The sequence below is a fragment of the Acinetobacter sp. CY79 genome, assembly GCF_059515845.1.
The window spans coordinates 49,945-73,966 of sequence record NZ_JCAKMY010000004.1 but is presented as its reverse complement, the minus strand read 5'-3'; the positions used below and the strand labels follow the sequence as shown (position 1 = coordinate 73,966).

The following is a 24,022-nucleotide window of genomic DNA, read 5'->3' as shown; positions in this document are numbered from 1 at the left end:
AAGGTAATTTATGCATAAAATGGTTAATGCGTCGATAAAATATACAGGAGTAACACGGTGAAACAAGATTCTGATAACAATAAAGAACATGGATCGTTAGAAAATCAAGTTGAATCTCGTCCCAAACGCCAACGTTTGAATCGCAAGGCTTCTTTAGATTTTAGGAAATATACCAAACAAATTTGGTTGGCTGGTCTAGGTGCTTTTTCACGTGCTGAAGAAGAAGGCAGTAAAATGTTTGATACTTTAGTCCAAGTTGGCGAGGAACTAGAGTCTAAAACAGTTGAGATTACTGACCAAACTGTGAATAAAGTCGCTGAGAAGACCAAAGAATCTGTCACAGATACAAAAGATAAAGTTGAGAAACTACTTGATCATGGTGTCAGTACATCGTTAAATAAGATTGGTCTAGTGACAACTAAGGATGTTCAGCAGTTAGAGGGACTCATTCTTGCTTTACATCAAAAGGTAGATGCGTTGGTTGAAGAAAACAAAAAATTACACGATTTTATACAGAAAAAATGATCTAAATCTTTATAAAACAGCTTTTTTATTAATTTTTGGTCGTTATTTTGCAGAAAACCAGTCGAGTAGTCTTGCGTTCCCCCCCAAAGCATTGCTATAAAGTCGTCATGGCCTTTTTTAACTATAGCCTTAGATTTTAAACAAACGATATAAGAGGACGTAATCTTCATGAATAAATCAGAATTGATCGACGCGATTGCAGAGAAAGGGGGATTGTCTAAGACTGATGCAGGTAAAGCATTGGACGCGACTATTGCTTCAATTGGTGAAGCGTTGAAAAAAGGTGATACAGTAACTTTAGTTGGTTTCGGTACTTTCAGTGTTAAAGACCGCGCAGCGCGTACTGGCCGTAATCCTAAAACTGGTGAAGAGCTTCAAATTAAAGCAAGCAAAGTACCAAGCTTCAAAGCAGGTAAAGGTTTAAAAGATTCTGTTGCATAATAGACTCTGCTCTTAAAACGCGCCTTAGAGGCGCGTTTTTTATTTATTCGAAAAATATCCTACAGTTGTGATTCATTCGGATTTGAATATCAGTTAGAATCGCTTTGAAATAAAATATTGGATTACTCATGGAATCGTTTCGTAAACTCATTAAGGGGTGGCTTGGCAAAGTACTACTTGTTTTATTTTTAGCACCTTTGGCACTTGTTGGTATCGACGGGTACTTTAGTGGTGGAAATAAAGACGGTGTTGCCAAAACTGTTAATGATTTAGAAATTTCAAACAAAGATTTGGAAGCTCAAACTAAAAATTATAAAGAACAATTTTTACAAATGGTTCAGGGTGATGAGTCATTATTAAATCAAGAGTATATTAATAATGCAGCGCTCGATAGTTTAGTTGACCGAGCTTTACTGATTCAACAAGCGAAGAAGTTGGGTATTTCGCTCAGTGATGCACAAATTGAACAGATGATTGCGCAACAGCCGAGCTTGCAAATTGATGGTAAGTTTGATCAGAAGGCATATGAAAATTACCTACGTTCGATTGGTATGACCAGTCAGGCCTTAATTGAGAACTTACGTCAAGATCATGGTTTGAAAATGTTGACTTCAACGATCATTAATAATGCATTGGTCAGTGAACTTGATATCCAACAAATTTCAAATTTACAATCTGAACAACGTGAATTGTATTTGTCATCTGTTAAATTGGATGATTACAAAAAATCAGTGAAAGTGACCAATCAAGAAATTGCAGATTATTACGCTAAACATCCCAACAAGTTTAAGCAGATGGCCTCTGTGGATGTAGATTATGTTGTTGTTTCTCCATCTATGGTTGCCCCTGCAAATACAACGGCTACGGATGAAGAACTACAGCAAGCTTATAAGCAATTTGTTGAGCAGCAAAATAAAAATGCAGTAAAACAAGTTAAGCATGTCTTGATTACTACTGACGCTCGTACTGATGCAGAAGCAGCTAAACTTGCAAACGAAGTATATGCAAAAATTCAAGCAGGGACTTCATTTGCAGATGCGGCTAAACAATACTCTGAAGATCCGACTTCTAAGGCCAATGGTGGTTTGATTGAGGGTTATGCTGCAGGTGTATTTGGTAATGCATTTGATCAGGCAGTAGATGCATCTAAAGGCGTCGTTTCTAAACCTGTGAAAACTGATTATGGCTATCACATTGTGTCATCGACATCTGAGGGCAGTCCAGTACCAAGTTTCGAAGCTGAGAAAGAACGCCTTACTGCAGAAGTCATTAAAAATAAGTCAGCAAATGTATTCTCGGATACAGTGAATGGTCTTAATGAGCTTGTAGTAGACAGCGATGCTTTAGATGTGGTCACTCAAGAAGTGAAAACGGCTAAAGTTATTACGTCAAAAGGTGTGACTTTAGGCACTCAAGACCCTGTTCTTGCTGATCCAGCAGTAAAAGTAAAATTGTTTAATGAGGATGTTAAAAATGGTGATCGTAATGCATCATCAAGTCTTCAGTTGGCGAACGGTGATACGGTGTGGATTAAGGTGCGTGAATATAATGCGGCAGGTGTACAACCTTTAGCAAAAGTAACGCCTCGTGTGAAAACATTGCTCATTAACCAGAAGGCATATGAGGCCGCAAAAGCACAAATCGTGAATGTCTTAGCTGACTTTAAAGCATTGCCAGCTGAGCAAGCTTTAGCGAAAAATAAGCAGTCTTTTGAGCGCGCAGGTGTGTTTACTCGTTCTCAAGGTTTAAAACGTGAAATTGAACGTGCTGCGTTTAGTTTAGCTGCGCCTAAGGCGGGTATGTGGTCAGTAACAACGGCTGCTTTAGCTGACGAAATGGTGATTGTTGCTGTCGCGGATATTCAGAAACCTGATCCAAGTAGTTTAAGTGCTGAAGAAAAACAGCAATTGATTAAGTTGTATCAGGGTTACCGTGGCACTCAATTGTTAAAAGATTATACTGAGTATCTAAAATCGGTTGCTAAGATTAAGTAATTTCTATTGAGTTATAAAAAAAGCGCTACGGCGCTTTTTTTATTTGTTGGATTTAGACCCGTCTGCATAATGTTGTTTTTTGTATTGACTTGGACTCATCAAAAAATGTTTTTTAAAGGCTTGACTAAATGCTGTTTCAGAGCTGTAACCGACTTTATGTGCAATTTGCTGAATGGGCATTTGTCCATTTATGAGTTGTTGACAGGCAAGTCGAAGACGATGTTGTTTGAGATAGCTGAGTGGCGGTTCACCGACAATACGATGGAATAAATCTGCAAATTTTGATCGAGACATAAAACATAATTCTGCGAGGCTTTCTACTGTCCAATGATATTCGGGTTGTCCGTGGATTGCATTAAATGCATTTGTTAGCTCAGGATGAGTGAGTGCCATTAACCAATTTGTGTTTAAATTATGCTGATCGTCTATAATGAATGTTTGATTATTATTAGACTGATTTAAGCCGTTTTCAGAATATTCTGTTGAGTTATTCTTTTGTTGCAGAATAAAGCCTCTCACTGACTCGATGAGCATAATACTCACGACATGATCCATAATTTTATGACGCCCAGGATGATTGTTTTGAGTCTCATTGGCAACAAAATATAGACCGATGCGTAGCCATTCAGGTTCTTGAGCATTTAAGGCATTACGCATATGCAGATAGTTGGGGAGAGCATTAATCAGTGGTATTGCCATGACACTATCTAGATGCGAACGGATCGTAAAAATAAGGCTTTGTGACTTTGTAGATTGATCGCCGAGGTGAATGGCATCATCCCGTAGCCCTCGAAACTGCTGGTCAATTAAATAGTTTTCCACGAGCTTTTGATTTGCATGGCTATGTCCGACATGCTTCATCCCTGAAGGGATAATCACCATATCTCCCGTGTTTAAATGCAGTTCAATGCCATTTTCAAATTTTAAAAATAACTCGCCAAACAGTGCGATATGCGTAATGACACTTTCTTGTTGATTGGATTGAAATGACCAGGTTCCTTGCCCTTGTAAATATAAATATTCGGTTTTTTTAAAATGAATATCCTCGAAAACCTGACTTAAAGCATCCATAACGATTTAATTTCCATTATTAAATTTAATATTATTGTTTTATTGCTGAATTTAAATGTGTTTAAAGGACAATTTCCATTCTAAAAGTGTCAAGGACTGAAGCATAGTTAATTTGGACGATTGCAACTGTAATCCTATTCATCAATCTCTAATGATATGAATAACAAAAATAGAATAGGGAATGCAAATGAATGCGCCTCTAAAATTAGAACAGCATCAGATCAATACTACAGCATTAAAAGGTCTTTCACTGGATAAAAAAAGATACCTTTGGCTGATTAGTCCAGCTTTGCCTGTGATTGGTTTAGGAATATTAGCGGGTTATCATTTTGCGCCGAAACCATTGAAGATTGTTTTTGCATTAGGTGGACCATTGGTGCTTCATGTCATCATTCCAACGATTGATACCATCGTGGGTACCGACAATAACAATCCTAGTCCTGAAGATATTAAATTACTTGAAAAAGATCCGTACTACGCGCGCTTAGTGAAATCTTTTATTCCAATTCAGTACGCAGCCAATATTTACGCCTGTTATTTAACATCGCGTAAAGAAACATCATTATTGGATAAAGTGTTACTCGGCATGTCCATGGGTGCGATCAATGGTATTGCGATTAATACAGCACATGAGTTAAGTCATAAGTCAGGACGTTTAGATCATATTTTATCGCATTTGGCTTTAGTGCCATCAGGTTATAACCATTTTCGTATTGAGCATCCTTATGGGCATCATAAGCGCGCAGCAACGCCTGAAGATCCAGCATCATCTCAAATGGGGGAAACTTTCTATGAGTTCTTGCCTAGAACGGTGATTGGATCATTTAAATCTGCGATAGAAATCGAACGTACGCGTTTAAAGCGCAGAGGATTGTCATTTTGGTCTAAGGATAATGAATTGTTACAAGGCTGGTCGATGTCTCTTGCTTTTCATTCGAGCATGATCGGGATATTTGGAAAAAGGGTATTGCCTTATTTAGCTGTTCAATCGACCTATAGCATTACATTATTTGAAATTATTAACTATATTGAACATTATGGATTATTGCGTCAAAAGGATACGAATGGTAAATATGAGCGGGTTTTACCAGAGCATAGTTGGAATAACAATAATATTGTGACCAATTTATTTTTATATCAGTTACAACGTCATTCGGATCACCATGCATTTCCAACTCGACCATTTCAAGCGCTACGTCACTTTGATGAGGCACCAGAGTTACCGAATGGGTATGCCAGTATGCTATTGCCTGCCTTGATTCCAGCTTGGTGGTTTAAGATTATGGATCAGCGAGTATATGATCACTACAAGGGTGATTTAAACAAAGCCAATATTCATCCTAAAAAACGAAAGAAAATATTTGAAAAATTTGGTTTAAACTTTAATTAGAGTGATCCTTACTGCAATACAAGCCGCAATCAAAACAATAAGCCTATCTTTTAAATAAGCTTATTGTTTATTTGATATTTAGTTAAAAAAATCTATATGACATTGTCCAACTTGGATGGTACGACCATTATTTTGAATAATCCAGTGACCTTGTTTACGGAAAGACTTTGCAGATGCGTAAGTATCTTCCGTGAATTGTAGGAAGGTAATTTGACTATTGATGACTTTAGCTTTGATCGCGAAAGGGGATGTAAACGTATTTTCCAGCTCTACCGATGTGTATGTAAACGTCCGGTAAACCGCAACAGTTTCATCTTCAGAGAGGATATCTGTAATTTGAAAATCATCAACATTCCAGTAGGTTCCAATATTTGAGAAAGTATCAATATAAATTTGGCGTCCTTTGCGTGTACCAGCCCAAGGTTCAATCAAGCCAAGTTCAGGATTTTCAAAATTAAGCGAGGTGTAAATCGCATCTTCGTGTATCAGTGCTTCACTGACATTTTTTACGGTTTCTTTTCCTGAATTGGCTAAGAAGGCTAGAACAACATCTTTAGCTGTTTGGGTTTGGAGTGCTTTCGTAATGTGTCACCTACAGGACAATCATTGGATTGATTAGGGTGAATGTATGTAAATATGTCCAAGCTATAGATCTTTTTCCATTCTGATTTCACAGGCATGGCTATGTCCTGTATTTCCTTTGGGATGATCTAGGTGTTGAAAGCCTAATTTTTCATAAAGCTTTACCGCTTGCCATAATTGCTGAGTCGTTTCTAAATAGATTGAACTAAAACCATTCGATTTAGCAAAATAGACACACTGCTCAATGATTTGTTTGGCAAATCCCAACCGGCGAATATCTTCTAAAAAATACATTTTTTGTAGCTCGAGTATTCCTTCAGCACCTTGCAAAGGAGATATACCACCACCACCCAAAATTGTACTCACTTCGTTTTCAATAACCCAGTATTGCGCATTGGGTTGTGAATACACTGAGTACAAGTCGTCTACGGCTGCATCTGCAACAGCAAATCCTGATTCGGCTGCAAGACCAAACTCTTTAGAAACTTCTCGGATGATATATGCAAGTTGAGTATTATCAGATGGTTGGATAGGGCGAAGTTGATACATATGAAAATAATGAAATTAAAGAAGAGATGAATTTTATAATACCTTATGGTTTTAAAATCCATCTCTTTTCATGTTTTATGATTATTGATTGAGTGCTAGACAAACATTCTATTGAACTTCATTTTATTATTTGAGTTCTCTTGAAGATTTCCCTAATTCACGACGAGCAACAATCAATTGCTGAATTTGTTGAGTTCCTTCAAAGATATCCAAAATTTTAGAATCGCGTGCCCATTTTTCTAACAGTTCATCTTCGTTATAGCCCACACTTGCTGCTAACTCGACACATTTCAATGTAATTTCATTGCATATACGTCCAGCTTTTGCTTTAGCGATAGATGCTTCACGAGAGTTTGGTTTTTTGTTATCGGCCATCCAGGCTGCTTTCAACGTGAGTAAGCGTGCAGATTCCCATTCTCCTTCCATGCGGTAAATCTGTGCTGCAATGTTTGAAGTCTGTAAATAAGGTGTTGCATAGTTTGGATCTAATGAATCTTCAAAAATTTCCTTAATCCGTTCGAGTGAGGCTTTAGAACAACCCACTGCCATTGCGGCAACAAGCGGTCGAGTATTATCGAAAGTCTCCATCACGCCTGCAAAGCCTTTTGCAACATCAATTTCTTCATTACCTAAAAGGTTAGCAGCTGGAACACGACAGTCAATAAAGCTGATCACAGCAGTATCAGATGCTTTAATGCCCAGTTTGTGTTCTAGACGCTCGACTCTCATACCTGGTGTGCCTTTAGGAACGACAAAGGATTTGATTGCAGCACGTCCGAGCTTTTTGTCTAGAGTTGCCCACACCACGACGGAATCTGCACGTTCACCCGAGGTCACAAAGATTTTTTCTCCATTGAGAATGTAATCAGATCCATCTTTGGTTGCTGTGGTACGAATGGCAGCAGAATCTGAACCACAACCAGGCTCTGTAATTGCCATGGCTGCCCAAGTGCCTTTGAATCGTTCCAATTGTTCATCATTGGCTACAGCTGCAATGGCTGAATTACCTAAGCCTTGACGTGGCATAGAAAGCAATAGTCCAGTATCGCCGTAACACATTTCAATGACACCAAGTGCCGTTGACATATTCACGCCATTTTTATTGCCTTGTTGAGTGTCTCCACGTTTATTGACAGCAGCACCGGCATTCATACCATCGCCACCATCATTCATGCCATCCAATAATGAAGCCAGCATGTTGAGCTCTTTAGGATAAGCGTGTTCAGCTTTATCATATTTACGCGAAATTGGGCGAAGTACGTTTAGTGCCGTCTCGTGAGCTTGATCGATAAGCAATTTAAATTTTTTTGGATTTTCTAAATTCATGATTATTTTCCTTTTTATTTATGAATTAAGCATGTAAGCCAGAATGTAAGATCGCAGTCGCACGTAAATCACGATACCAACGCTCAACAGGATGCTCTTTGGTAAATCCGTGACCACCTAAGAGTTGAACACCATCCGTTCCAATTTTCATCGATTTTTCAGCACATAGAATACGAGCTAAGTAAGCTTCACGATGAAATGGTTGACCTGCTTCAGCCAGACTCGCCGCATTGAGAATGAGCATCCGCATAGCTTCTATCTCTATGGCCATATCTGCAATCATGAAAGCGACACTTTGACGATGTGAAATAGGCTCACCAAATGCCGTACGCTCATTGGCATATTGAATGCAATATTTTTTGACTGCTTCGCATGTTCCAACAGCCATTGCACACCACATCAGATTGCCGAGATCTAAGAACTCGCTATAGTTGAGGTCATCATCACCTAAGCGCTCAGCAGGCGTATTTTCAAAGATTAAATTGACCGTTTCCGTTGCTTTTAATCCCATGGCAGGGCTCTTTTTAAAGCGAATGCTCGAATCACGCTTTACAATAAACAGATCGGGTTTACCGTTAAAGTCTGCATTGACTAAAATCAGATCAGCTGTTTCACCAAGTATCACCAATGTTTTTTCACCATATAGCGTGAATTGACCATTTAACTGTGTAGCTTTGGTTTTTAACTGAAACGGGTTAAAAGCTGGAGTCGCTTCTTGAACTGCAAAGGTTGCTTGAATATCGGTGTCTTCTGAGATACTTGAGAGGTATTTATTTTGAATGGATTCGGAGCCCCATAGGGTTATTGCATTGATCACGCTAAATGTAGACAATAAACCCGCTGTAAGGCTGAAATCACCTTGAGCAAGATGTTCAGCAATGAGAATATTACTGACAATATTTTTTTCATTCGCAACACCACCAAAGCTTTCAGGTAGCGCATAATAATTCAAACCTAAATCGTTACCATGTTTCCAAAGTTCAGCGGGGAACTTTTCATGATGATCCGCATCATGTGCAAGGGGGTATAGAACTTCTAACGCAAATTGATTCATCGCATCAGCAGTCATTTGTTGTTCTTCAGTCAAACTTAAATCAAATAAAGATTTCTCTTGATGGGGGAGTCGTTGTTTGGCATTGTTGGGATTCGATTTAAATGCTTTTTGTGTTGCTGTTAAAGTTTTGAAGCCAGCCTTCGAGCTTTGATACAGTGATTTTTCAATGAATCCGCGGAGTTTAAATTGATCCAGTAAATCACTACCTGCAAGTTTGGTGATAAAAGCGAGTCCTAAACCCTGTGCTTTATTTGCGATATTTGTCATTTTTATTTCCCTTTTATATCAATATTGCTCGATTCAGATCAATGAATGTAGAGGCTATTACTAGGGGAATTATGCTGACATGGGAGTTGAATTAAGACTATGTCTAATTTGACATGGAATTGACAATAGATACATATTTCGATAAGTGGTATTTAAAATAATAAGTATTTGAAAATAAAAGATTATGTATTTTTAATTATTTTATAATAAATATTTTTATTGACCAAGATGACAAATATATAATTATCATCTTGGTGGTGAATGGTTGCTTTAATTCAATCTTAGATAAAAGGTTGAATCATTTTACGGACATTGGTTTTGGCTTCAATCACAGTCATAAATGTATAAGCACCAATAAACTTACGGCTAATAAACATAAACTCTTTCGGTGGAACTGAGAAATAACGTGAAGCCATTGATTTTGAAGCGCGTTGCATCACACGACTATGCAACTGGCTTTTTTTCCAATCGTAGCGTTGCTGATCATCCATGACACCTTCAGGTAGATCTGGATTGTTGTCTTTAGAACTAAAAGCTTCAGTTGCGAGTAAAAATACTTTTGCCATATCAGGTTTGACACTGTAAGGCATGCCATCGAAGAACTCATAGCCTGTCATTGAATTCACCATGGCTTCGGCATCATGGTCATAGCCAGCTTTAATTAAATTACGTGCAACCTTGAGTAGCTGAGTATCAAACTGGCGAATTGCACCAAAATCTAATAATACAATTTTATCTTGAATATTTTCGCCATCACCGAGACGTACAAGATAATTACCGAAATTAGGATCGGTCTGCATTTCGCCCCATTCGAATATCTCGCGAACAGCAATTTCTAAGGAAGCTTCGCCGAGTTTATTGCGACGCTCTTGAGGAAGAGACAACATCACTGGACTATTAATTGGTACGCCACGTTCAAAAGTCATGCACAAAACTTGATCGGTACAGTAGTCATCAATGATTTGAGGCACACTATAGCGAGGATCTTCTTTTAAGCGTGATGCGAAGCGACGAGTCGTTTCTGCCTCAATTCGATAGTTAACTTCACGATGCATCATTTCACGAACTTCATCAAACCATTGATCAAATTCACGAGTTTGAGGAACAATACGGGTCAATTTGAGCATATTTTTAAATAAGCTCATATCTGAATCTATCGCACTTGCAACGCCAGGATATTGGATTTTGAGAACCAACTCTAAACCATCGGACTTACGTGTGGCACGATGTACTTGCGCTAAAGAGGCTGTTCCTAATGGCTCATGATCAATATTTAAATCATCAAGTTTAGAGCCGAGCTGTCGGACTAATTGGGTTTTTATAGCAGGCCAGTCTAAAGCGACAGTTTGATTGTTCAATGTATTTAGAGCTTGAGTGATCTCTTCTGGTAGGAAATGTTCACCATACAGCGCCATCATTTGACCAATCTTTACGATTGAGCCTTTAAGCTTGCCAATTTCAGCAACAAGATAGTCCGCTTGTTCCTTCATGGTTTGCTTACGTTTTTTTTCTTTATCTTCTTCACTTGAAAAGATAGAAGTCGCACTAGAGGCTGCCCAACGCGTACCAGCTAAAAAAGATGCCTTTGCAATCGAAAGACGTCGATCCATAGAGGATGTTTTTAACTGTTTGAGCTTTTCATTCTGATCTGACATGAAGATAAAATCCTGTAAGCGAATCGAGCTGATATCCTATTTTAATGAATATTACAGCCAAAGACCGTATTAAAATAGTTCAACTGGTTGAATATCTGATGTAAATAATGTCAATTCAGTCTTAAATTTAAAATAGCCTAAGCAATTTAGAGGTGTTTCTATAGTTTATACGTAATTTTTAATTCAGCACGAGAACTTAATAGTGATTTATTTGAAATCACAAATTGATCGATCAAGATTTTAATATTTTCATCGGAAAAACCTGAAGCATAGCCCTTAACAATGATGATGCTTGGAAGTGAAAAAAATAAATACTTTGCATCATCTAAAGTGGCAGATTGAAAGACCTGATGTTCATTCAAAATTTGCTGAAAAAAGCTTTTTTCCTTTTTGACAATATGAGAATCAGCGTCATTCCAGTAATTAACACGCATTGCCATTAAATTATTGTGTTTATAGCTCATCGGGTTATGCGTCTTAAAGTTGAGTTATGATCTTATATATAGTCATAGCAAGAGTAATTCAAGTTGTACTTAGATCTGTAATGATTGTTTTTTGAAATATTGCTGGAAAAGACAGTTTTGATAGAGGGGAGTGAGGGGTGAATGTTAGGCTAAGCGCTAATAAATATTTTATAGAGCTAATCATTTAAGCGGGTTGTAGAAAAGGGCAGACACAAAAAAGCGAGGTAAAACCTCGCTTTTTTATCTATTGCTGAGACTTTAAGTCTTAAACAGCAACGATATCAACAGCGTTAGGACCTTTAGGACCTTGAGTTACGCTGAATTCAACTTGTTGGCCTTCAGCCAAAGTTTTGAAACCAGAACCTTTGATTTCGCTGAAATGAGCAAAAACGTCAGGACCGTTTTCTTGTTGAATGAAACCAAAACCTTTAGTTTCGTTGAACCACTTTACAGTACCTTTAACAGTATTAGACATAATAAAACCCTATTGAAATTTGATGTTTTGAGTAATGAAACTCATTTGTAACTTTGAAAAAAAATGAAACTTAAAATCTGAAACCAAACGTAGGATTATGACTAACACTGCGAAATAAAAGATTTACCGAAACAACATAAATTTTCTAGTTAGCCAGAATTATACACGATAAAAAAATAAAGACGACTGTTAAATAACAAAGTTTGGTTATTTTTTCGTATATCGATATCAAAAAATGTAAAAAACAACCTTTTTGAGCATAAAACCTTTCGAAAGTGAAAGATTCTGTCTACAGAGTTTTATCATTATCACTAAAACGCGCTATTATAAGCCGCTTTAAAAATTTACCTATTGGAGATACCTTAAGTGGATCAACTGACGATTAGCCCTGAACACTTGCAGGAAGCTGCTGATAATTTAACAACAATTCGTGATTTCATTCGTTTTGGTGTAACAGCACTACGTCAATATGATGCACATTTAGGTCAAGGTACTGAAGATTTCTTTGCTGAAAGCTCTGCATTGGTTCTTCAAACGCTTGCTTTAGATTGGAATGCTAACCCAGAAATTTTGGATTCAAAATTATTACCAAGCGAAAAAGCTGAATTTATCAGTTTACTTGAACGCCGTATTAATGAAAAAGTGCCAACGTCTTATTTATTAAACTTGGCCTATTTCTGTGACAAACCATATTATGTCGATGAGCGTGTATTGATTCCGCGTTCTCCCATTGCTGAATTGATTAACAATCGTTTTGCACCTTACTGTTTAGATGAAAATCACCAACCACGTGAAGCTGCTAATAATTTACCTGAAAATCCAAATCCAAAAATGCCACGTCGTATTTTAGATATGTGTACAGGTTCAGGTTGTATCGCAATTGCATTGGCTTATGCATTCCCAGAAGCCGAAGTCGATGCTACAGATATTTCAAAAGAAGCATTAGAAGTGGCTGCAATCAATGCAGAACATCATAACAAACAGTTCGAAGTGGCTTTGCTTGAGTCTGATTTGTTCTCGAAAATTCCTGCTGAAAATCAGTATGATTTGATCGTTTCAAATCCTCCGTATGTAGATGCTGAAGATATGGCAGATTTACCTGCTGAATTCTTACATGAGCCTGAGCTTGCACTTGCGGCAGGGCAAGATGGTTTGGATTTGGTTCGTAAAATGTTGGCTCAAGCGGCAGATTATTTAACTGAAGATGGTTTGATTGTGATTGAAGTAGGTAATTCTGAGTGGGCAATGCGTCAGAACTTTAATACTGTCGATTTCTACTGGTTACAATTCCAAAAAGGTGGTTCAGGTATTTTTGCGCTTACAGCAGCACAGTGCCGTGAATACCGTGATTTATTTATTCAATCTGTTCAAGCATAAGGAGTCATGATCGTGGCAGGTAATAGTATTGGACAACTTTTCCGTGTAACGACGTGTGGTGAATCTCATGGTGTTGGGCTCATGGCGATTGTCGATGGTGTACCGCCGGGGATTGAACTTACTGAAGCTGATCTACAACATGATTTAGATCGCCGTAAACCTGGAACTTCTAAGTTTGCTACACAACGGAAAGAACCAGATCAGGTTGAAATTATTTCAGGTGTCTTTGAAGGTAAAACAACAGGGACTTCGATTGGTTTATTGATTCGTAATACGGATCAAAAATCAAAAGACTATGGAAATATTGCACAGACTTTCCGTCCTGGTCATGCGGACTATACTTACACACACAAATACGGTTTCCGTGATTATCGTGGTGGTGGTCGTTCAAGTGCGCGTGAAACAGCAATGCGTGTTGCAGCTGGTGCAATTGCAAAAAAATATCTCGCTGAAAAATTTGGTATCGTTATTCGTGGTCATGTGACTCAAATAGGTACTGAAAAAGCAGAAGTGTTGGATTGGAATGAAGTTCCAAATAATCCATTCTTCTGTGGGGATATAAATGCAGTGCCTCGTTTTGAAGCTTTAGTCACATCATTGCGTGAACAAGGCACCAGTTGTGGCGCAAAGCTTGAAATCATTGCTGAAAAAGTTCCTGTCGGCTGGGGTGAACCTGTCTTTGATCGTTTGGATGCTGATATTGCGCATGCCATGATGTCGATTAATGCTGTAAAAGGCGTTGAAATTGGTGATGGTTTTGCAGTGGCTGAACAGTTTGGTCATGAATCACGTGATGAGTTGACGACAGATGGCTTTCTTGCAAACCATGCGGGCGGAATTTTAGGTGGTATTTCATCAGGTCAAAATATTCGTGTCGCTATCGCATTGAAACCTACAGCATCGATTACGACTCCTGGTAAAACCATCAATCTTGATCGTGAAGATACTGATGTATTGACCAAAGGTCGTCATGATCCATGCGTGGGGGTTCGTGCAACACCTATCGCTGAAGCGATGTTAGCGATTGTATTGATGGATCACTTCATGCGCCATCGAGCACAAAATGCAGATGTTATTTCTCCGTTTGAACCGATTGAACCAAAATAATTTATGATCCATATAAAAAAACCAGACTTTAAGTCTGGTTTTTTTATTTATAAATTTTACTGCTTTATTTGACCAGTGTAACCCTTAAGAAAAGTAAGATAAGCAGAAGATTTTTCACCATTGTCTTTCAGAATAGGACGTGAAATCTCTTGTTTATCTGTGACTAGTTTCAAGTCAATTTTTTTAGCATCTTTGAACGAGTTTAAGAAACTCACTGGAACGCGGATAGCATTACTTGAAGTGATTACACCTGCATTGGTAACATTTTTGGTTGAATCAATTGTAGAGTAAATATAGGGTTGATCATCGACTAAGAAAACCATCTGTTTGATGTTATAAGCTGAAGAATCGTTAATTTCAGCTGTGATCTTAAATCCATCACGCGTTTCATCGTTCCAACGTAATGCTAACTCAGGGCAAATCTCATCTGCTGCACAGATAAGTGGCCCTTTAGTGACAATTCGATCGGCAGGATTATTGACGCATCCACCTAAAATAAGCAAAGAAGTAATAAGTGCTAACTGAATTTTCATGAATTGACCTTATAATCGAGTTTTTATAACCAAGAGACATTTTTTAAACATTACTCATTAAATGTTCTTCTATGGCATTAAGTATTACTTTTGAAAATTGTACCAAATAAGTATAAAAAAAACTCTCACAATATGCATTGGAGAGTTTTTTATTTAAACTTTAAAATTACTCAGAGTGACCATAGCCATTTTTAAAAGTTTTGTAAGCGAAAGACTCTTTACCATCTTTAAGCACAGCGTGGGTAATGTCACCTTTATCTGTACCAACTGTCACAATAATTTCTTTTGCTTTGTTAAAGCGATTGATAAAACTCAAAGGTACTTCAATAAAGTTTGATGAATTCGTTAAAGTGCTATTTAGAACGGAACGTGTAGACGGTGTAGCAGAAGCTGTAAAGGGAAAAGAGTTACCATCGATTTGGAAATCTACACGCTGGATATTAAATTGTTGCTGATCGTACAAATCTGCAGTCACTTTATAAAGTGTATTATTTTGTCTTTTCCAATCGAAAGTAAGCTCTGTACATGGTTTGCTTGCTTCACAGATCACCTGACCTTTAGTTTCGACACGCGTAACAACATCGCTAGGTTTGAAGTCTATGACATTTGAGCTTAAAGATTTTACCGTTTCTGCTTCTTCTACTGGCTTGTTCTTAGAGATAACTAAACATCCTGAAAGCGAAAACGCTGTAATTAAAGCAACAACTTGTAATTTCATTATTATCAACCATTATATCATTTAGTTCTTGTTAATGATTAATTTAACATAAATAAAGAATAAGTGTGATGTAGTTACCATAATTAATTATGAAAAATTGTAAAGATCTTCTTACAAACTAAATGGGTATTAAGTAAAAACTTACTTTTTCAAGATTACATATTGGGTTGATATAGAGCTAATTCGGCAGTGAATTTATTTTTTGGCTACTTTGAAGGTATGCAAAAGTACGCGTACTGTCCAATTGAGTCTTAATCTTATTTGATCTGGTTAAAAAAGCTGATATAACTAAAAATAAAGGGTGACGTAGAAGGCTAAACTTTATGAAAACTACAGTGAAGTATGTTGTGCTTAAAAGCAAAGATTATCAGTTGGGAACGCCACTTTTTGAGGAAGATCTTGATGTAAGTCAAAGCTACTTTGATGAGATTCCTTCAATTATCAAATTTCAGAACCATGACTTTAAAGTAAAATCTAAAGAGTTAGTTCGCAAGCAAATTTTTGATGAGTTTGAAGAGTCTCAAACAATACTGGTTAAAGTGATTGCTTTGCATGATTGATCCACCGGTTTGATTACTGAATGATTAAAACAGAAGAAGGTTGAATTTGATTCAACCTTTTTTATTGAGTATCGAGTTTACACCATCGCTAAAATTCTAACTTATATTTCTAAGCACTAAATTTAACTGCAGCTAAGAGTGATCTAATGTTTAACTTTTCTATACAACACAGGCTTGCAGGCTTTTACTTTTTCTACTATTCAATCGTAGGCACATTTATGCCTTATTGGAGTCTTTATCTCCAAGATCAAGGTTTTAGTTATTCTGAAATAGGAATATTAAGTTCAATCGCCGTATTAACTCGATTTGTTGCACCCTTTATATGGGGCTGGATCGCAGATAAGACGGGTAAGCGCATGCTACTTGTACGTATCGGGACATGGATGGAGGCTTCAGTTTGGTTCGCTATTTTTGTGATACCTAATGATTTTCAGTCTATCGCTTTATTGATGTTGATTTTTAGTTTTTTTCAGAATGCAATCTTGGCTCAATTTGAGGGTGTGACGCTATTTTGGCTAGGAGATCAGCGCGAAGCCCTATACGGTAAAGTGCGTAAATGGGGATCCATTGGTTTTATTGCAGGTGTATTTTCGATAGGGGCACTTCTTGACATTATTCATATTTCATTCTTACCTATTTTGTTGTTGAGTATCGCATTTTTAACTTTCATTTGGTCGTTCAGTATTAAAGAGCCATGTAATGCTCCTCAGGCACAAAAGAATTTGGAGTCAATATTTTCAGTCCTCAAACAACCAATTGTTTATTCGTTATTCTTAATTGAATTCATCATGCTTTTTGCTCAAGCTCCGTTTTATAGTTTTTATAGTAATTATTTACAGATGGCGGGTTTCAGCACGACAATGATTGGCTTTTTATGGGCAAGTGGTGTGATTGCAGAAATTATTATGTTTGCCTATGCCAATACATTGTTGATGAGGTACAGCTGGCGTACTTTAATCATGACGTGTTTAGTGATGACTGGACTGCGATTCATTTTTGTTGGATTATTCGCGAGTTCATTTTGGATGCAATTGTTTTCTCAAAGCCTGCATGCATTTAGTTTTGGCTTATTTCATTTGATCGCGATGCGTATTATTTTTAATCACTTTAGTATTGGACAGCAAGGTAGAGCACAAGCGTTGTACAGCACCATGTGGGGGCTTGGGGTCGCGAGTGGAAGCATCTTAGCTGGCTATTATTGGGATAGGTTTACACCTGAATTGGTATTTATCATTGCGGGGAGCTCAACCTTTTTTGGATTCCTGTTTGTAAAGGGAATTCCTTCAACAAAACAATAGTCGTAATTTGATGCTAAATTTTGATGTTCAATATAAGGAACTCATCTTTAATTAAACATAGTCCAATTTATTTTTTAAATCAGGCTCAATACATAAACGATTTCTACCTTTTTGTTTTGCTTCATAAAGTGCATGATCTGCACGATTAATTAATTGCTGGAAAGGGACACAGAAAGGCAAACTTTGATGACTTAAACCAATGCTGACACTGACATTCAGCTTTGTGCCATCATTTAAAAGAATCGGTGTTTGAGCAACCACATCACAGATTCTTCGTGCGATTTCAATACTGTGTTGCAAGCTGACATCTTTAAGTAAGATTGCAAATTCCTCGCCACCAATACGACCAAATAAATCAGAAGATCGGATTTGAGATCGAACCATACGAGTGAAATCTTGTAAAACTTTATCACCCGCAGCATGTCCGTAGTTATCATTAATTTTTTTGAAATAATCTAAATCAAGCAAAAGAATTGAAACTGTTTTTGCTGTATTTTTTGAAACTTGATGTTGAACTGTACGCTCACTTTCTTCATAAAAGTAACGACGATTCATCGCTGTCGTGAGTCCATCATGATTGGCAAGATAAAGAATCTGATGGTAGAGTTTTTGACGATTTAAACTGATAATTGCCAATGTTAAGGGGCCTAGTGCCAACATAAACAAGCCAATACGCACCGATAATGTTGTCGCAATATAAGCATCTGGTGACTCGGCTAAATAATAAACGCTGATACTGTTATACATAAACATAGCGACAAAACAATTGATGATCGCTACAAAAAATAAATTGTAGGTTAATGCTGCCCAAATCAAAGCGCCGATTGGGAACATAATTGCGCCTGGACCGATAAAAAAGTGTGTCAACGTCACAGACATGATGACCGCGAGAAGGGGAAAGCTATTTTGAAGATTAAGGCTCTGATTTTTTTTGTCAACCAAATAACCTTGAATATCCTGCTTACGTGGAATTGCTAAAATAATAGGAAGGAACGCGACAAAATTTAAAATTTCACCTGTCCACCACATGCCAAAGTCGATCCAAATACGATCCATCGCCATAAATGTATTTGGAATATGTGGAATGGTGAGTACGGCAAAAATTGAGCTAATTAAACAGCCACCAAATGAGCTAATAAGGAATAAAAACAAGAAGGTTAAACCCTTATTGTATTCTTTGTAATTTAATTTGAATAAGCGAATAAATAGTAGGGTAACTAATGGATTGATTAAATTTGCGATGGTTAAAAATAGCGTTAATATAAAATAATTGCCTGTTAATAAATCGGCGAGCATAAATCCAGAAAATGCACCAAACCAACCACCCATATTATTTAGATGAGGAAATCTTAACAATATTCCCAATAAAATGGCATTTGCTGGCCAAAAAATGGAAAGAAATGCGAGAGGGCGTCCAAAAATTCCTGCAAGACAGCACAGCATGACAATTGTGCCTATAATTAAAAAGGCTTTAGTGTTTTGCTGTACGAATTGATGTGAGGAATCAGTAAATATGGTCAATGCATTTACCTGTTATTTTTCTATCGAGATTGATCATAAGAAATGGTTAGATCATAGCTGTAGCATAGCTTGATAATTTTTATAATCAATAGTTTAGCTAATGCAGTAAGTATATTATTTTATCAGCTTTGTGTCATGTCTCATCCTTTCAATCTAAAAGTTGAATGGCGTCAAAGCAAATTCTTCACGTTGAACTATTAGCCGGTTATTCAGTAGAGAGTATTTATGTATGAACCGTAGTAAAGCGCAATGAATTTTTGTTTATATCGCGTTAAATGCTTAATAAAAATATAGTTAATTATGTTACTTTTAACAAAAGAATTTTTTAACAGATGTCGTATGAAAAAGTCAGGTATTCTGATTACATTATTTTTAGGTTTTGTCGCTGTTACACATGCAGATTTACCTGTTCCAACACCGCAAAAAAATGTTGAAGCTCAAAAGGAAAATTTAATTGGCGTATATACACGTCCTGAAATCTTAGGATTATGGGGAATGAATATTCCTCAGAATAAGAAGTGCGTTGAATATTATAACTTTAGGAAAGGGAATGAAGTTGTAGTTAATAGCGCTCAAGAGTGGTCGATCGGTCAGTTCGATTATCAACCTTCTCCAGATAATACGCTCACTAAACTTCCAACGTTATTGATCCAAGTGAATTATGAAAATAATGCGATAGATTGTTCTGGGAATAGAGTGGATCAGGCTGGTGAGCTGTCACAGTACTTTGTTAAATGGAATACGCCTAATCAGATTGATTTTTGTGCAACAGAACAAGGTAAGGATTGTTTTGCGACATTAAAGCGAGTTTTGCCTTAAGATTGACTTGGACCATAGTGTGTAAAAATATTTTTTCAAAGTTTTAAATAAAAAAAGCCTCTAATTTATAGAGGCTTTTTTATAGATTATGTAATGAGTCTAAGCTTCATCTTGTCCTTGAAGTTTCTTCAGTAGATGATTTTCAAGATAGTGAATATCCATTGCTTGTTTAGCAAAGTTTTTATCTTCAAGAATTAAATCTTTATGAAGCGGAATATTGGTTTTAATTCCGGTCAAAATGATTTCATCTAATGCTTGCTTCATTCGCGCTAACGCTGTTTCACGATCTTTGCCATGTGAGATGAGCTTGGCAATCATGGAATCGTAATACGGAGGAATGCTATAACCTGGGTAAATATGAGAATCTAAACGAATACCCGCACCACCTGGTGTATAAAACTGTTCAATTTTACCCGGTGATGGTAGGAATGTAGTTGGATCTTCAGCATTGATACGGCACTCAATCGCATGACCTTGAATTCGAATATCTTCCTGTTGAAGATTTAAGCCTAGTCCACCTGCAACACGAAGCTGTTGTTCAATAATATCAACACCAGTGACCATTTCAGTGACAGGATGTTCTACTTGAACACGTGTATTCATCTCAATAAAGAAAAATTCACCATCTTCAAATAAGAACTCAAATGTTCCCGCCCCACGGTATTGCATCAATTCACAAGCTTTAACACAGGCTTGTAAAATTTCAGCACGTGCATCTTCAGGTAGGTTAGGTGCTGGAGCTTCTTCCAATACTTTTTGATGACGGCGTTGAAGTGAACAATCACGGTCATATAAATGTATCGCATGTCCATTACCATCACCGATGACTTGTACTTCTACATGGCGTGGCTTTTGTAAAAAGCGTTCCATATAAACTGTGTCATCGCCAAACCACATTTCAGCATCACGCTGTGCAGCTTGAACCGATTCGAGTAGCGTATCTACGCGTTCAACAATACGCATACCACGACCACCACCACCAGCAGCAGCCTTAACGATCAGTGGAAAACCAATTTCTTTCGCTTCAGCCAATGCATTATTTGGTGTGACCGCATGAGCAGATCCAGGTACAGTTGGTACACCTGCTTTACGCATAGCGTTAATCGCTGAAACTTTATTACCCATGAGGCGAATATGTTCAGGACGTGGCCCGATAAAAATGAAACCTGAATTTTCTACAATTTCTGCAAATTCAGCATTTTCGGACAGAAAGCCATAACCTGGATGGATTGCATCAGCGCCTGTAATTTCTGCAGCAGTAATAATCGCAGGAATATTGAGGTAACTTTCGCTACTTGCGCCAGGGCCAATACACACAGCTTCATCTACGAAACGTAAATGCATCAAATCTTTGTCAGCATCTGAATAGATACCAACGGTTTTAATACCGAGGGTTTTACAAGCGCGAGTGATGCGCAGGGCAATCTCACCGCGGTTTGCAATTAATACTTTTTGCAACATGTCGTCCCCCAAGTATTACGCGCGGTAGCGGAATAGCGGTTGACCGAATTGGATTACATCACCATTTTTCACTAAAATTTCTTCAACCACACCGCTTTGAGTTGCCTCAATTGGGTTCATGATTTTCATTGCTTCAATGATACCCAGCGTTTCACCCGCTGAAATCGTTTGACCAACATTTACAAATGGTGCTTCGCCTGGGCTTGGCGCTGCATAGAACACACCCACCATTGGAGAGGTTTCAACAGCACCGCGAGAAGCAGCTTTAATCACTGGAGCTTCAGGTGCAGCAGCTTGAAGAGGAGCTACGCCAGCTGCAGCAATTGGATTACGACGGGCTAAAGCAATAGATTGATCACCTTCTTTAACTTCGATTGACTGTAAATCAGATTCAATCATTAAGTCGATGAGCTTTTTGATTTTGCGAATATCCATGGATTCGTATTCCTAAGATTTTGTAGAAGTTGAAGATTGAATTTTTTGAGTGGCATGACTCAGCGCAAAAGAATAGCCTTGTGCACCTAAGCCGCAGATTACGCCAACCGCTTTATCTGATAAATATGAGTGATGTCTAAATGCTTCACGTGCATGCACATTGGACAGGTGTACTTCTATAAAAGGAATAGCAACACCTAAAAGTGCATCTCGAACCGCCACAGAGGTATGTGTCAATGCAGCAGGATTGATAATGATGAACTGAACGCCGTCGGTCTGTGCCTGATGGATACGATCTACAATTGCACCTTCCCAATTGCTTTGGAAAGTTTCAAGCTGAATTGATAGTTCTTGCGCTTGTACGCTTAACTGTTGATTGATATCTTCAAGAGTCAAATAGCCATAAACTTCTGGCTCACGCTTTCCTAGCAAGTTTAAATTCGGTCCATGTATGACCAAAATGGTCGAGCTCATGAAGACTGCTCCAAAATGTATGTTATGCAAATATTTTGCAAGATGCTTGCAAAGTTTGCCTATTATGGCATGTTTTTTCGCTTAAATTTGCTAAATCATTCAAAGCAGGCAAAAAGACATATCAATTTTTCGTAGGGTATTTTGCAAACTTTGTAAGGATTGCTCAATGCTAAAATATGACATTTTTATTATTTTTTCGTATGAGTGCTAGGTCAGCGAGACTGACAAAATCTATTGTTTCTATCCTTTTATTTATAGCTGATTACTCAAAATTTTTATTTGATTCATATTTATATGAGTATGGAGAAGCAAGGTGAGGGGAAGCTCTATCCGTATTTCCCAATAGAGTCACTATCAATTGCACATAAAAGATGAATTAGGATGAAAACTTTAATTCAGACTTGTAAATACCTAGAGAATGTATTTAGGTAGAAACAGAACAGCATTGGACGTGATTAATACTGGTTAATGAAAGCTGTATTGTTAGGAATTAAAATTATTTAAATAAATATAAATCAATAGCTTGAGTTGCTTATATTTTATTTATTTATTTTTAAGATTAGATCTAAAGCTTGAAATTTAAAGTTACTCTGATCGTATAAAAGATAAGGATTAAAAAATCATCTTGATTCAAATTTATTATGTTTAAGGCTCTACTGGGTTTGAAAGGTTTGCTTTAGATTTCATCAATGAAATTAATCTTAGTATGCAAGCCGATTAAAAATATTAAGGCTTACTAGTAGAATCATTTAACGAATCTATTCGACTGGCTGATTCTTTCATATTTCTGTATAGAAATTGCAAATATAGGAAATATTCATTGAAAAGGTAATTGGCAAAAATGCAGTTTATATTTGATTTGGAGTTGCTCAGACAACGAAATTTCTAGATTTAAAAGGAGATTCTCGCTTTTAGTTTGTTTTGATCTTGGAAAAGTAAATCTTACTCATCCTAAGAATTCAACAATCGTCTTTGATTCAGTTGTACGCTATCCGGCAACAGCATAGAATGAGCAGAAATTTATGATGAAAACGGGATCATCTATGTTGCAAGATTTTATTGAAGAGCAGAAATTGGTTTGTGAAGAATTTGATTCTGCATATATTAAAGTCAAAGAAGATGATGTCGTGGCGGTCGCCAAACATACATTGGACAAAGAGCCGATAGTTGGTTTACGTAAAAAGCCTGAAACGGATGAAAATGTATGTTGGTTTATATATGGTGGAGAGTTAGAAGAGGGTGAAGACTTCTTTGAAACCATGACTGTCAAAGCTTTAGAAGAAATACTGCCTGAAGCTATTCCATATTTGGCCTTAGAGACAGGTTTCCGTTTCATGATCGATCGTGATGATTATGAAGATGTATGGAAAGCAGAACCTGATTTGTCTTAATTTCCAATGAAATATTATGATCTAAAAAAATTGTGCAATATTGTAGATATTCTTCGATATTGCCTAACGGTCAGTGGATTGTCTTTAGCAACCACTTTGTACGCCGTTGAGTATTCTTCTGAAAAATATTCCTTAGTGGAATATACTCGGCACATTGATCAGCAGATCGCAATTGTGAATCAGACCAAGTTAGTATTGGATGATCCTGAAGCAAAGCCCTCTGTACTAGATCAAAAGAATGCTTTATGCCAAAGAATCGAAGCATATAAGAACATCCAAGAACTGAGTCAAAAGCATTTGGATTATGAAAATGCTTTTGGCTTGAAAATGGTTGCAGAGCTATTTCTTGATCAGCAGCAACAAAGCTTTGCACGAGCTGGTATGAATGAAACCGCATTTTGTGGCAATACTAAAAAATGATTTGTCTGAAATTGACATAAAAATGGCTGAAATTGATAAATCTAATGTATCTATACTGCTTGGATTAAAGTGAAGCACATCTATTTATTTCCCTGATCCGATGTGCTTCATTTTA

25 protein-coding genes are annotated in these 24,022 nt (G+C 37.2%); 11 read left to right on the top strand and 14 right to left on the bottom strand.

The features are described 5' to 3' along the window. Window positions 1-57: 57 nt before the first annotated feature. The 3 genes from AC5YCE_RS02720 (at window position 58) to AC5YCE_RS02710 (ending at window position 2,960) form a co-directional block, all read left to right on the top strand. On the top strand, window positions 58-525 hold the full coding sequence (locus AC5YCE_RS02720; RefSeq protein ID WP_496125261.1) for a phasin family protein: 468 nt from the start codon (window positions 58-60) through the stop codon (window positions 523-525). A gap of 168 nt (window positions 526-693) precedes the next feature. Beyond that, entirely contained in the window at window positions 694-966 is a 273-nt protein-coding gene (locus AC5YCE_RS02715; RefSeq protein ID WP_067659107.1) for an HU family DNA-binding protein, read from the top strand. A 128-nt stretch (window positions 967-1,094) separates the two neighbouring features. Further along, window positions 1,095-2,960 carry a SurA N-terminal domain-containing protein gene (locus AC5YCE_RS02710; protein WP_496170939.1) on the top strand — a complete coding sequence of 622 codons (1,866 nt, stop codon included), beginning with the start codon at window positions 1,095-1,097 and terminating at the stop codon, window positions 2,958-2,960. Window positions 2,961-2,999: 39 nt separating this feature from the next. On the opposite strand, the gene AC5YCE_RS02705 is transcribed toward AC5YCE_RS02710, so the two are convergent. Beyond that, a complete protein-coding gene (locus AC5YCE_RS02705) occupies window positions 3,000-4,031 on the bottom strand; it encodes an AraC family transcriptional regulator (RefSeq protein WP_496125263.1) in 1,032 nt (343 codons plus the stop codon). Window positions 4,032-4,218: 187 nt separating this feature from the next. Here AC5YCE_RS02705 and AC5YCE_RS02700 point away from each other — a divergent pair, with 187 nt between their 5' ends. After that, the gene (locus tag AC5YCE_RS02700; protein WP_496125264.1) at window positions 4,219-5,421 is read left to right on the top strand and encodes an alkane 1-monooxygenase; all 1,203 of its coding nucleotides are present in this window, start codon (window positions 4,219-4,221) and stop codon (window positions 5,419-5,421) included. A 78-nt stretch (window positions 5,422-5,499) separates the two neighbouring features. Here AC5YCE_RS02700 and AC5YCE_RS02695 read toward each other — a convergent pair whose 3' ends face one another. From AC5YCE_RS02695 to AC5YCE_RS02665, 7 genes are all read right to left on the bottom strand, one after another. Beyond that, window positions 5,500-5,853 carry a nuclear transport factor 2-like protein gene (locus tag AC5YCE_RS02695; protein WP_496125265.1) on the bottom strand — a complete coding sequence of 118 codons (354 nt, stop codon included), beginning with the start codon at window positions 5,851-5,853 and terminating at the stop codon, window positions 5,500-5,502. Between the two features lie 213 nt (window positions 5,854-6,066). Beyond that, on the bottom strand, window positions 6,067-6,552 hold the full coding sequence (locus AC5YCE_RS02690) for a GNAT family N-acetyltransferase (RefSeq protein ID WP_496170936.1): 486 nt from the start codon (window positions 6,550-6,552) through the stop codon (window positions 6,067-6,069). Between the two features lie 126 nt (window positions 6,553-6,678). Further along, a complete protein-coding gene (locus AC5YCE_RS02685; protein WP_496170933.1) occupies window positions 6,679-7,878 on the bottom strand; it encodes an acyl-CoA dehydrogenase family protein in 1,200 nt (399 codons plus the stop codon). A gap of 25 nt (window positions 7,879-7,903) precedes the next feature. Further along, window positions 7,904-9,190, bottom strand: a complete 1,287-nt coding sequence (locus AC5YCE_RS02680; RefSeq protein ID WP_496171023.1) for an acyl-CoA dehydrogenase family protein — start codon at window positions 9,188-9,190, stop codon at window positions 7,904-7,906. 290 nt (window positions 9,191-9,480) lie between these two features. Continuing rightward, on the bottom strand, window positions 9,481-10,854 hold the full coding sequence (locus AC5YCE_RS02675) for an ABC1 kinase family protein (RefSeq protein WP_496125269.1): 1,374 nt from the start codon (window positions 10,852-10,854) through the stop codon (window positions 9,481-9,483). A gap of 158 nt (window positions 10,855-11,012) precedes the next feature. Next, a complete protein-coding gene (locus tag AC5YCE_RS02670) occupies window positions 11,013-11,318 on the bottom strand; it encodes a hypothetical protein (protein ID WP_496125270.1) in 306 nt (101 codons plus the stop codon). A gap of 265 nt (window positions 11,319-11,583) precedes the next feature. Continuing rightward, window positions 11,584-11,793: a cold-shock protein gene (locus AC5YCE_RS02665; RefSeq protein WP_035263597.1), complete on the bottom strand. Its 210-nt coding sequence runs from the start codon at window positions 11,791-11,793 to the stop codon at window positions 11,584-11,586. Between the two features lie 366 nt (window positions 11,794-12,159). On the opposite strand from AC5YCE_RS02665, the gene prmB reads away from it, so the two are divergent. Together prmB and aroC are read left to right on the top strand one after the other, a co-directional pair. Beyond that, window positions 12,160-13,170, top strand: coding sequence for a 50S ribosomal protein L3 N(5)-glutamine methyltransferase (prmB, locus tag AC5YCE_RS02660; RefSeq protein ID WP_496125271.1), 1,011 nt, complete (start codon window positions 12,160-12,162; stop codon window positions 13,168-13,170). Window positions 13,171-13,182: 12 nt separating this feature from the next. Continuing rightward, on the top strand, window positions 13,183-14,277 hold the full coding sequence (aroC, locus tag AC5YCE_RS02655; protein WP_496125272.1) for a chorismate synthase: 1,095 nt from the start codon (window positions 13,183-13,185) through the stop codon (window positions 14,275-14,277). A gap of 56 nt (window positions 14,278-14,333) precedes the next feature. Here the strand turns inward: aroC and AC5YCE_RS02650 are convergent, their stop codons facing one another. After that, a complete protein-coding gene (locus AC5YCE_RS02650; RefSeq protein WP_496125273.1) occupies window positions 14,334-14,810 on the bottom strand; it encodes a hypothetical protein in 477 nt (158 codons plus the stop codon). Between the two features lie 166 nt (window positions 14,811-14,976). After that, entirely contained in the window at window positions 14,977-15,528 is a 552-nt protein-coding gene (locus AC5YCE_RS02645) for a hypothetical protein (protein WP_496125274.1), read from the bottom strand. 323 nt (window positions 15,529-15,851) lie between these two features. On the opposite strand from AC5YCE_RS02645, the gene AC5YCE_RS02640 reads away from it, so the two are divergent. Beyond that, a complete protein-coding gene (locus AC5YCE_RS02640) occupies window positions 15,852-16,088 on the top strand; it encodes a hypothetical protein (RefSeq protein ID WP_496125275.1) in 237 nt (78 codons plus the stop codon). A 146-nt stretch (window positions 16,089-16,234) separates the two neighbouring features. Next, complete coding sequence (locus AC5YCE_RS02635) at window positions 16,235-17,386, top strand: MFS transporter (protein ID WP_496170929.1); 1,152 nt, start codon at window positions 16,235-16,237, stop codon at window positions 17,384-17,386. A 51-nt stretch (window positions 17,387-17,437) separates the two neighbouring features. Here AC5YCE_RS02635 and AC5YCE_RS02630 read toward each other — a convergent pair whose 3' ends face one another. Then, window positions 17,438-18,829: a GGDEF domain-containing protein gene (locus tag AC5YCE_RS02630; RefSeq protein WP_496170927.1), complete on the bottom strand. Its 1,392-nt coding sequence runs from the start codon at window positions 18,827-18,829 to the stop codon at window positions 17,438-17,440. A 417-nt stretch (window positions 18,830-19,246) separates the two neighbouring features. On the opposite strand from AC5YCE_RS02630, the gene AC5YCE_RS02625 reads away from it, so the two are divergent. Then, window positions 19,247-19,726, top strand: a complete 480-nt coding sequence (locus AC5YCE_RS02625; RefSeq protein WP_496125278.1) for a hypothetical protein — start codon at window positions 19,247-19,249, stop codon at window positions 19,724-19,726. A 99-nt stretch (window positions 19,727-19,825) separates the two neighbouring features. Here the strand turns inward: AC5YCE_RS02625 and accC are convergent, their stop codons facing one another. From accC to aroQ, 3 genes are read right to left on the bottom strand one after another with little or no spacing between them, the layout of a single operon-like run. Further along, the gene (gene accC / locus AC5YCE_RS02620; protein ID WP_496170924.1) at window positions 19,826-21,187 is read right to left on the bottom strand and encodes an acetyl-CoA carboxylase biotin carboxylase subunit; all 1,362 of its coding nucleotides are present in this window, start codon (window positions 21,185-21,187) and stop codon (window positions 19,826-19,828) included. 15 nt (window positions 21,188-21,202) lie between these two features. Then, window positions 21,203-21,622 carry an acetyl-CoA carboxylase biotin carboxyl carrier protein gene (locus AC5YCE_RS02615; protein ID WP_496170922.1) on the bottom strand — a complete coding sequence of 140 codons (420 nt, stop codon included), beginning with the start codon at window positions 21,620-21,622 and terminating at the stop codon, window positions 21,203-21,205. 12 nt (window positions 21,623-21,634) lie between these two features. Next, window positions 21,635-22,096 (bottom strand): type II 3-dehydroquinate dehydratase, encoded by a 462-nt coding sequence (gene aroQ / locus AC5YCE_RS02610; protein WP_496125281.1) that lies wholly within the window; start codon window positions 22,094-22,096, stop codon window positions 21,635-21,637. Between the two features lie 1,043 nt (window positions 22,097-23,139). On the opposite strand from aroQ, the gene AC5YCE_RS02605 reads away from it, so the two are divergent. Both AC5YCE_RS02605 and AC5YCE_RS02600 read left to right on the top strand, forming a co-directional pair. After that, a complete protein-coding gene (locus AC5YCE_RS02605; RefSeq protein ID WP_496171022.1) occupies window positions 23,140-23,487 on the top strand; it encodes an immunity protein Imm33 domain-containing protein in 348 nt (115 codons plus the stop codon). Between the two features lie 30 nt (window positions 23,488-23,517). After that, the gene (locus AC5YCE_RS02600; RefSeq protein WP_496170920.1) at window positions 23,518-23,907 is read left to right on the top strand and encodes a hypothetical protein; all 390 of its coding nucleotides are present in this window, start codon (window positions 23,518-23,520) and stop codon (window positions 23,905-23,907) included. The last annotated feature ends 115 nt before the right edge of the window (window positions 23,908-24,022 follow it).

Bases quoted from the DNA above. Each gene is read 5' to 3' on its own strand.
- AC5YCE_RS02715 (WP_067659107.1), top strand. From the start codon at position 694: ATGAATAAATCAGAATTGATCGACGCGATTGCAGAGAAAGGGGGATTG.
- AC5YCE_RS02710 (WP_496170939.1), top strand. From the start codon at position 1,095: ATGGAATCGTTTCGTAAACTCATTAAGGGGTGGCTTGGCAAAGTACTA.
- AC5YCE_RS02705 (WP_496125263.1), bottom strand. From the start codon at position 4,031: ATGGATGCTTTAAGTCAGGTTTTCGAGGATATTCATTTTAAAAAAACC.
- AC5YCE_RS02700 (WP_496125264.1), top strand. From the start codon at position 4,219: ATGAATGCGCCTCTAAAATTAGAACAGCATCAGATCAATACTACAGCA.
- AC5YCE_RS02690 (WP_496170936.1), bottom strand. From the start codon at position 6,552: ATGTATCAACTTCGCCCTATCCAACCATCTGATAATACTCAACTTGCA.
- AC5YCE_RS02685 (WP_496170933.1), bottom strand. From the start codon at position 7,878: ATGAATTTAGAAAATCCAAAAAAATTTAAATTGCTTATCGATCAAGCT.
- AC5YCE_RS02675 (WP_496125269.1), bottom strand. From the start codon at position 10,854: ATGTCAGATCAGAATGAAAAGCTCAAACAGTTAAAAACATCCTCTATG.
- AC5YCE_RS02670 (WP_496125270.1), bottom strand. From the start codon at position 11,318: ATGAGCTATAAACACAATAATTTAATGGCAATGCGTGTTAATTACTGG.
- AC5YCE_RS02665 (WP_035263597.1), bottom strand. From the start codon at position 11,793: ATGTCTAATACTGTTAAAGGTACTGTAAAGTGGTTCAACGAAACTAAA.
- AC5YCE_RS02650 (WP_496125273.1), bottom strand. From the start codon at position 14,810: ATGAAAATTCAGTTAGCACTTATTACTTCTTTGCTTATTTTAGGTGGA.
- AC5YCE_RS02645 (WP_496125274.1), bottom strand. From the start codon at position 15,528: ATGAAATTACAAGTTGTTGCTTTAATTACAGCGTTTTCGCTTTCAGGA.
- AC5YCE_RS02640 (WP_496125275.1), top strand. From the start codon at position 15,852: ATGAAAACTACAGTGAAGTATGTTGTGCTTAAAAGCAAAGATTATCAG.
- AC5YCE_RS02635 (WP_496170929.1), top strand. From the start codon at position 16,235: ATGTTTAACTTTTCTATACAACACAGGCTTGCAGGCTTTTACTTTTTC.
- AC5YCE_RS02630 (WP_496170927.1), bottom strand. From the start codon at position 18,829: ATGCTGTGCTGTCTTGCAGGAATTTTTGGACGCCCTCTCGCATTTCTT.
- AC5YCE_RS02625 (WP_496125278.1), top strand. From the start codon at position 19,247: ATGAAAAAGTCAGGTATTCTGATTACATTATTTTTAGGTTTTGTCGCT.
- accC (WP_496170924.1), bottom strand. From the start codon at position 21,187: ATGTTGCAAAAAGTATTAATTGCAAACCGCGGTGAGATTGCCCTGCGC.
- AC5YCE_RS02615 (WP_496170922.1), bottom strand. From the start codon at position 21,622: ATGGATATTCGCAAAATCAAAAAGCTCATCGACTTAATGATTGAATCT.
- aroQ (WP_496125281.1), bottom strand. From the start codon at position 22,096: ATGAGCTCGACCATTTTGGTCATACATGGACCGAATTTAAACTTGCTA.
- AC5YCE_RS02605 (WP_496171022.1), top strand. From the start codon at position 23,140: ATGTTGCAAGATTTTATTGAAGAGCAGAAATTGGTTTGTGAAGAATTT.